Source organism: Peribacillus sp. (assembly GCF_059453735.1).
The window spans coordinates 1-7,809 of sequence record NZ_JAZVJO010000032.1 but is presented as its reverse complement, the minus strand read 5'-3'; the positions used below and the strand labels follow the sequence as shown (position 1 = coordinate 7,809).

Sequence of the window (7,809 nt, the reverse complement as noted above, 5' to 3'; positions counted from 1 at the left end):
TTGACTAGAAACCACTTGTCTTAGGAGGGAAGAACGAATTGTTTGGTCAAGAACTACGTAAATCACTACAGGTTGTATAGGGAGGCATATGGATATTGAAAGCATTTAAACCGATGGTCAATCTATTTTTAGTAGTAGCGTTTGTAGTTATCATCATCCCAGCCGTACTTGTACTTCCCTTTTCATCAGATACTTCAGACGGAAAACTAGCGGAGAATTTAAATGAACAGAAAAACGGTGAAAAGAAAGCTAAGAAAGTCGATTCAGCACCAGAGTTTGATGTGGCTGTCTATCGATCATCTATGGAAGAAATTCAAGAGATTCCACTAGAAACCTATTTGGTAGGGGTAGTTTCAGCTGAGATGCCCATAAAATTTGAATTAGAGGCATTAAAAGCACAAGCCTTAGCGGCAAGAACATACATTGTGAATCAGCTGGTCAGCGGGAACCGATTAGGGGTGCCTAAGGGAGCAGACGTTACAGATACAGTCCTGCACCAAGTCTACAAGGACGAAGTTGAACTAAAGAAAAGCTGGGGAACGAACTATTCAAAAAACCTCAAAAAAGTAAAACAAGCAGTCAAACAAACCGAAAGTCTAGTATTAACCTATAATGGCAAACCGATAACGGCAACCTTCTTTTCAACAAGCAATGGGTACACAGAGAACTCAGAAGATTATTGGAGCAGTCCGTATCCTTATTTAAAAAGTGTCTCAAGCCCTTGGGATAAAGAATCACCAGAGTTTCATCATAAGACAGTGATTCCTCTTGCAAACTTTGAAAACAAGCTGGGTGTTAAGCTGCCAACAGGAGAGACAGTCGGATCAGTGAAGAGTCGAACAGCAGGGAAACGGGTAGCAAGTGTTGAAATCGGAGGAAAAAAACTAACTGGACAGCAAATTAGAGAAAAATTAGGTTTGTCCTCTACGGATTTCACCTGGGAACGCAAGGGAGATCAAATCCTTATATCTACGAAAGGCTATGGTCATGGAGTCGGAATGAGTCAGTATGGAGCCAACGGTATGGCTGAAGAAGGAAAAAACTATAAAGAAATCGTGCAATACTATTATCAGGGTGTTAAGATCCAATCATCCGCCACTATGCTCAATACAGTAACGGCTAAAAAATAATAAATGTCCCTCCACTCGAGTAAGTGGAGGGACATTTTATTGTTATACGTCTCGTTGTTTTTTAGGCAGGATTCTTTCAATAACTGTTAAAAATCCTCTATGGTGCTTAAAGTAATGATACTGAATATGAAAATAAACAGCCAAAACACCGACAATGTCCTTTATTGCGTCTATGAGGGTGGCTGAGCGAGCGGGAACGAAGGATTGATGGAGTTCATCGATAATCCCGTAAAGCCCCGCAATAATCGCTGCAGTTAGACTGGCAGCGGCTGTGAGCTTATGATTAACCGCAAGAGCCACAACAAATAATACATAAAGGATGGCGAATTCGATTAGATGAAGAGCTTCTTTGATGAACCGGTCTGTAGCAGAGGAAGGCAAATCAAGAATTAAATCATCAGGGTTACTAGACATATACCAAATGAGCGCCATATAAAGAAATGGAATAATGGAAAGAACAATACGTAAAAATGCTTTCATTTTAAAAAACTTCCTTTAAGAGTCAGATTAACAATAGTTTATCAGGAAAAAGTGGAAATGGGAATTTCTCTTTTTGCTTAAAAAACCCCTGGTAAAATGTTCTATGCATAAATTCAGACAAGTTAACAAAAAATAAATCTAAAAAATAATATGAGACAGGTATATAATCTCTGGAATTTGTTCACAATGATTGCAGAGGTGATTTAAATGAGAGAGGAAGAAAAGAATACTTCTCAAAAATCTAGATTCCAACGAATACTAAAAAAACGTTGGACAATGCCAGCTATTTATCTTGCAAGTGCCGCTATTATTTTGTCTGCTGCGTTTTGGTATCAAAATAGCGATAACCAAACTGCAGAAAATGCGAAAGACAAGGAAACGGCAGAAACGGCTAAGGACTTTAATCAGCCTTCCGTTGAGGTAAACAGCAAACTTGAATCGATTAAGATGCCAGTAGCGGACGCTTCAGCCACGGTCATTAAGAAAAATTTCTATGATAAAAATGCTGACAAAGCAGAACAAGAAGCAGCACTCGTTTATTACAACAATAGATATGAGCCGAATAAAGGAATCGATGTTGCTGCAAGAGACAACAAAGCATTTGACGTCGTTGCTTCCATCAGTGGTGAAGTAACGAAAGTTGAAGACGATTCTTTAAATGGAAATCTTGTTGAAGTGGAACATGAAGATGGTGTAGTGACTCGATATCAATCCATTCAAGATATCGAAGTGAAAGTAGGAGACAAAGTGAAGCAAGGTGAAAAGCTTGCTGTTGCCGGACAAAGCCTAATCAATGAAGACGCTGGCGTTCATGTACACTTTGAAATCCGCAAAGATGGTGTAGCTGTAAATCCAATTGATTACATGGATAAACAACTGACAAGCATCCCTTCAGACACCAAAGCTGAAAGCAATAACACTGACAAAGATGCTGTACCGGCAGAAGAAAACTCGGATTTAGAAAAAGGGACAGATATTCCTGATTCAGATAAAACCGATGATAAAACAAGCCAAGATGAAGAAGATACAACTGGTAACCAAAATAATTAAAATAGATCAAAACCAACATGTATCCCGCATGTACAACAACTGAAAGAAGGAACCTGTCTACTAAAAAGGACAGGTTCCTTCTTTTTTGTTTTAGTATCTCTCCTCACAAATATGGTCTAAATGGAACAGCTGTTTAAATAGACTTAAGAAAGGAGGATAGTTACCCTCATTTGGGCTATAAGTAAATGACATTCTTTTTTGCTAATAGTTTACAAATTTCTCGGGAAATAGTTGAAATTATGTCGAATGACTCTTTGAAAAGATAGAACGGATAAATTTAGTTTTATAAGACCTTGTCCTTATTGCCCAAATCGTGCATATATCGTTAACCAAGCTAATAAACTGAAACAAACCCGTACATTGAGAGTGTTTGAGGTGAGGAATCGTTTAATACAATTGATAAATCCAGTTGAAGTGTACGTTATTGATAATTATTGAGGCAGCGATTGTTTTTATAGTCGGAAGCGAATCTCATTTCACACTTCTCACATCCAATTTGGGGAGGTCGAGTGGTGTGCACGATTACATCAAAGAAAGAACTATCAAGATTGGTAAGTATATCGTGGAAACAAGGAAGACGGTTCGCGTTATCGCGAAAGAGTTTGGGGTATCGAAAAGTACGGTTCATAAAGATCTGACAGAAAGGCTGCCTGAAATTAATCCCGAGCTGGCCACATTGGTAAAAGATATTCTTGATTATCATAAATCGATTCGTCATTTACGGGGAGGGGAAGCGACTAAGCTGAAATATAAGCGTTCAGATCGAGAAGAAGAAATTGTAAAGTGAGGCGGTGAAAGACTGAAGAGAACAAACGATGTCACAGAAAAACCGGAACAGGCAAAGTGATTTTCTTTTATGTGGTATCTTTAAATGGGAACGCTTAGAAAAAAGTGTTACTCTCTTAAGAGACTACATTGGAATTTACAGCCGACACCGGTTTTTTGTTTTTCATACACATAATTGGGCGATTTAGGAAAGACTCATCAATAGATGAGTGTATAACAATCCCAAGAAACTAGAAAATATATAAAAAAATGACAATTTCCGCCGTTTTTTTAGTTTCCTACTTCTTCTACACAATACGGTGTGATAAAATAATTAATTAGGACAGAAGTTGGTTTTTTTTATGAGGATTCAAGGAGGATTTATAAAATGTTTGCTAGAGATATTGGAATAGATCTTGGAACAGCGAATGTTCTGATACATGTTAAAGGTAAAGGAATTGTGTTGAATGAACCGTCAGTAGTGGCGATTGATAAGAATACAAATCGTGTTCTTGCGGTTGGAGAAGAAGCTCGGAAAATGGTAGGACGTACACCTGGAAACATTGTTGCTATCCGACCTTTGAAGGATGGAGTTATTGCTGATTTTGATGTAACGGAATCAATGTTAAAGCATTTCATTAATAAATTGAATGTAAAGGGTTTCCTTTCGAAACCGAGAATTCTAATTTGCTGCCCGACAAATATTACATCTGTTGAGCAAAAAGCAATCAAAGAAGCTGCTGAAAAGAGCGGCGGTAAGAAAATCTTCCTTGAAGAAGAGCCTAAAGTTGCAGCTATTGGCGCTGGAATGGATATTTTCCAACCGAGCGGCAATATGGTTGTTGATATCGGTGGAGGAACAACGGATATTGCCGTACTATCCATGGGTGATATCGTTACCTCGTCTTCGATAAAAATGGCTGGAGATAAGTTTGATAATGAAATTTTGCAATACATCAAACGCAAATACAAGCTATTAATTGGTGAGCGTACATCAGAGAATATTAAAATTCAAGTAGCAACCGTTTTCCCGGGTTCTCGCAATGAAGAAATCGATATTCGCGGGCGCGATATGGTGTCTGGACTGCCTAGAACGATCACTGTTAATTCCGTGGAAATTGAAGAAGCACTTCGTGAGCAGATTGCAGTGATTGTTCAAGCTGCTAAGAGTGTGCTTGAACGGACTCCACCTGAACTTTCCGCAGATATTATCGACCGCGGCGTTATTTTAACAGGCGGTGGAGCATTGCTGCACGGGATTGATTTACTGCTGGCGGAAGAATTAAAAGTTCCTGTACTTGTTGCAGAACGGCCAATGGACTGTGTGGCAATCGGAACAGGTATCATGCTTGATAATATGGACAAGCTGCCAAGACATAAATTCGGATAACATAAGATTGCACAAGGGTCCTTACGGATTCATTAGTCATCCAACACCTTCCTTGGTGGGGACCGCTGATGGGTCCAGGACCCTGTTTGAATAGCAGTCACTTTCATCATCATTCCTTTACCATTAACTTTCTTCCTTTACGATGTCTGTCCTGTTTAGAGAAAACATCTATTCGTATTTCTGTTGTTTCGATAAACTTCATCTGCTAACTGCCGATATGTATAGTAGAGAAAAAAGTATCGGAGAAGAATGTGTTCAAGTTACGATTCCATACCAGAAGTAAATAGGTCTCAGAAAAAGGAGTGAATGGGATGTTAAGAGGATTCTACACAGCAGCTTCCGGAATGCTCACGCAGCAGCGCCAAACCGAAATGCTGACAAATAATCTAGCTAATGCAAACACTACCGGGTTTAAAGCAGATCAGTCAAGTATACGATCTTTTCCTGAAATGCTTTTGCAGCGGATGGAAAGTAAAACCGTGGCAACAGATAACTCCTTACAATTACCGATTAATAAAAATGTCGGTTCAATAAGTACAGGAGTGTATGTTCAGGAAGTAACGCCCTTATTTTCACAAGGTGATGTTCAGGAAACTGAATTAAAAACGGATATCGCTCTAATTAACGGAACGATACCTGCGGATGCAAACGGTAAGATGGGAACGGTCATGTTCGTTGTGGAAAATAGCAACGGTGAAATGCGTTATACGCGTAACGGTAATTTTACTCTTGATGGAACAGGGTATTTAACCACGTCTGAAGGAAATTACGTATTGAATCAGAATAATGAGCGTATCCAATTGAACAGTGATAACTTCACCATCGATCAAGACGGCAGCATATCGGAGAACAATCAAGCAGTTGCCCGGTTAGGCATTGCATTTGCTGAGAACCCTGAATCGCTTGTTAAAGAAGGAGGCGGCTTATTTCGGGCTGCTGAGGACGAATTAACTGATGCATATAATGAAGCAGAAGTATCTTTTACGCTCAATCAAGGTGCGATTGAGGGCTCAAATGTAGATGAATCACAGACGATGACAAATCTAATGGCAGCGTATCGTTCATTTGAAGCGAATCAAAAGATGCTTCAAGCATATGACCGCAGCATGGATAAAGCCGTTAATGAAGTTGGTAAGCTAGGCTGATCACGCCCAACATAAGAAAAAAGGAGAATGGCAATGAATCGTATGATGATTACAGCAACAAATACACTTAGCCAGCTTCAGCATAAGTTGGATAATATCGGCAATAATATTGCGAATGTCGATACAACGGGATTTAAGCGCAGCGAAACCAGCTTCAATGATTTGCTCGTTCAACAGTTCAATAATATGGGGGATACAGCTTCTGAAATAGGCAGACTGACGCCGAACGGAATCCGCCAAGGCAATGGCGCTAAATTGAGTCAAGCGCAGCAGGTGCTTACACAAGGCACGTTAAAGTCAACCGGCCGTGACTTGGATGCGGCATTTACGAAGCCGGATTTGTTTTTCACGGTACGTACAGAGGATGAAAAAGGGATAAGTACTGCCTATACAAGAGATGGTGCTTTTTATTTGTCGCCCACAGGGAACCCTGATGAATTGAAGCTGGTTACTGGGGATGGAAATGCAATATTGGATGAATTTCAAGATCCAATTATCATTACCGGCAGCCTTAAGGACCTTGTTATTTCAAAAGATGGTCAGTTGTCTGCTGCTAAAGACGATGGCAGTGTTCAGACATTCAATTTAGGAATTATTTCAATAAAGAAACCACAATTCATGGAAAAACTCAGCGGAAATCTAATGAGTTTTCCAAGTGATGCAGACGTACAAGAAGATGTTGTTTTTGATACGCTGAACGGTGGCCTGCGTGAAAAGATTTCTCTCACACAAGGCTCAATCGAAAATTCGAATGTGGACCTTTCAAAAGAGATGAGCGATTTAATAAATGTTCAGCGCCAGTACCAATTTCAATCGAGAGCGATTTCAATGGCTGACCAAATGTCCGGCTTAGTAAATGGAATTCGGTAACTGGTTTCGAACTAAACCAAATTGATTAAAAGGAGCTAGTGCCAATCAGTATGGAAGAAAAAACGATGACCCGAGAAACATATAAGAAAGAGCTAGAAGCTCAAAAAGAAACGAAACCAAATAGGCGCATTAGAATCAGACTGCTGCCGATTTGGCTGAGGGTTTTGATTGTCGTGCTTTTAATTGTAGTAGCCGTTATATTAGGAGCCATGTTTGGATATGGTGTAATGGGCGGCGGAGACGCTATGGAGATTTTTGATAAATCGACCTGGACTCATATTCTCGATCTTGTTAATAAAGAGGAATAAGCAGCTCTAACCGGCGTATGCCTTTTTTGAATGTCAGTCTCTTTCATGGTATTCTGAAAGTGAAGAACTGACTGAGGAGGGATATTTATGCTTAATATTATGGAAATAAAGGAAATTATACAGCATCGCTACCCATTTTTATTGGTTGATCGAATCCTAGAGATTGAAGATGGAAAAAGAGCAGTAGGCATCAAGAATGTCTCAGCTAACGAACCATTTTTCAATGGACACTTTCCGAGTTACCCAGTAATGCCGGGTGTATTAATCGTCGAAGCATTAGCTCAAGTTGGAGCAGTGGCTATGCTCCGTCAAGAGGAATACAAGGGACGTCTCGCATTTTTCGCTGGAATCGATAACTGCCGATTTAAAAAACAAGTTGTACCTGGCGATCAGCTTCGCTTAGAAGTTGAAATTACTCGAATCCGCGGTTCAGTAGGGAAAGGCAAAGCCATTGCCACTGTAGACGGTGAGGTTGCCTGTGAAACAGAAATTATGTTTGCATTTGGCGATAAAGAATAAAATACATAGTAGAAAAAGACAAGCTGTGAAGCTTGTCTTTTTTTGTGTTAACAGCGGATAATCTGTACCGAAAGGGAAAAAATAAGTGAAACCACTTCACCATGAATATACAGATATTGGTTAAAATAACCGTTTTACATGCTGCAAGATAA

Annotated in this window: 9 protein-coding genes; 8 read left to right on the top strand and 1 reads right to left on the bottom strand. The window is 39.7% G+C overall.

Translation table 11 applies throughout. From position 1 onward, the window contains the following. The first annotated feature begins 95 nt into the window (after positions 1-95). Positions 96-1,130 carry a stage II sporulation protein D gene (gene spoIID, locus AC52RT_RS00965; RefSeq protein WP_495539022.1) on the top strand — a complete coding sequence of 345 codons (1,035 nt, stop codon included), beginning with the start codon at positions 96-98 and terminating at the stop codon, positions 1,128-1,130. 42 nt (positions 1,131-1,172) lie between these two features. On the opposite strand, the gene AC52RT_RS00960 is transcribed toward spoIID, so the two are convergent. Then, on the bottom strand, positions 1,173-1,610 hold the full coding sequence (locus AC52RT_RS00960; RefSeq protein ID WP_495539021.1) for a VanZ family protein: 438 nt from the start codon (positions 1,608-1,610) through the stop codon (positions 1,173-1,175). 207 nt (positions 1,611-1,817) lie between these two features. Between AC52RT_RS00960 and spoIIQ the strand changes: the two genes are divergently transcribed. The 7 genes from spoIIQ (at position 1,818) to fabZ (ending at position 7,657) form a co-directional block, all read left to right on the top strand. Further along, a complete protein-coding gene (spoIIQ, locus tag AC52RT_RS00955) occupies positions 1,818-2,660 on the top strand; it encodes a stage II sporulation protein SpoIIQ (RefSeq protein WP_495539020.1) in 843 nt (280 codons plus the stop codon). Between the two features lie 514 nt (positions 2,661-3,174). Then, positions 3,175-3,447 carry a sporulation transcriptional regulator SpoIIID gene (gene spoIIID / locus AC52RT_RS00950; protein ID WP_040375209.1) on the top strand — a complete coding sequence of 91 codons (273 nt, stop codon included), beginning with the start codon at positions 3,175-3,177 and terminating at the stop codon, positions 3,445-3,447. Positions 3,448-3,813: 366 nt separating this feature from the next. Then, positions 3,814-4,815, top strand: a complete 1,002-nt coding sequence (locus AC52RT_RS00945) for a rod shape-determining protein (RefSeq protein ID WP_495539019.1) — start codon at positions 3,814-3,816, stop codon at positions 4,813-4,815. Positions 4,816-5,126: 311 nt separating this feature from the next. Then, entirely contained in the window at positions 5,127-5,960 is an 834-nt protein-coding gene (locus AC52RT_RS00940) for a flagellar hook-basal body protein (RefSeq protein ID WP_495539018.1), read from the top strand. 33 nt (positions 5,961-5,993) lie between these two features. Then, complete coding sequence (locus tag AC52RT_RS00935; protein WP_495539017.1) at positions 5,994-6,830, top strand: flagellar hook-basal body protein; 837 nt, start codon at positions 5,994-5,996, stop codon at positions 6,828-6,830. Between the two features lie 65 nt (positions 6,831-6,895). Further along, a complete protein-coding gene (locus tag AC52RT_RS00930; protein WP_495539016.1) occupies positions 6,896-7,138 on the top strand; it encodes a DNA-directed RNA polymerase subunit beta in 243 nt (80 codons plus the stop codon). Positions 7,139-7,225: 87 nt separating this feature from the next. Further along, positions 7,226-7,657, top strand: a complete 432-nt coding sequence (fabZ, locus tag AC52RT_RS00925) for a 3-hydroxyacyl-ACP dehydratase FabZ (RefSeq protein WP_495539015.1) — start codon at positions 7,226-7,228, stop codon at positions 7,655-7,657. Positions 7,658-7,809 lie beyond the last annotated feature (152 nt).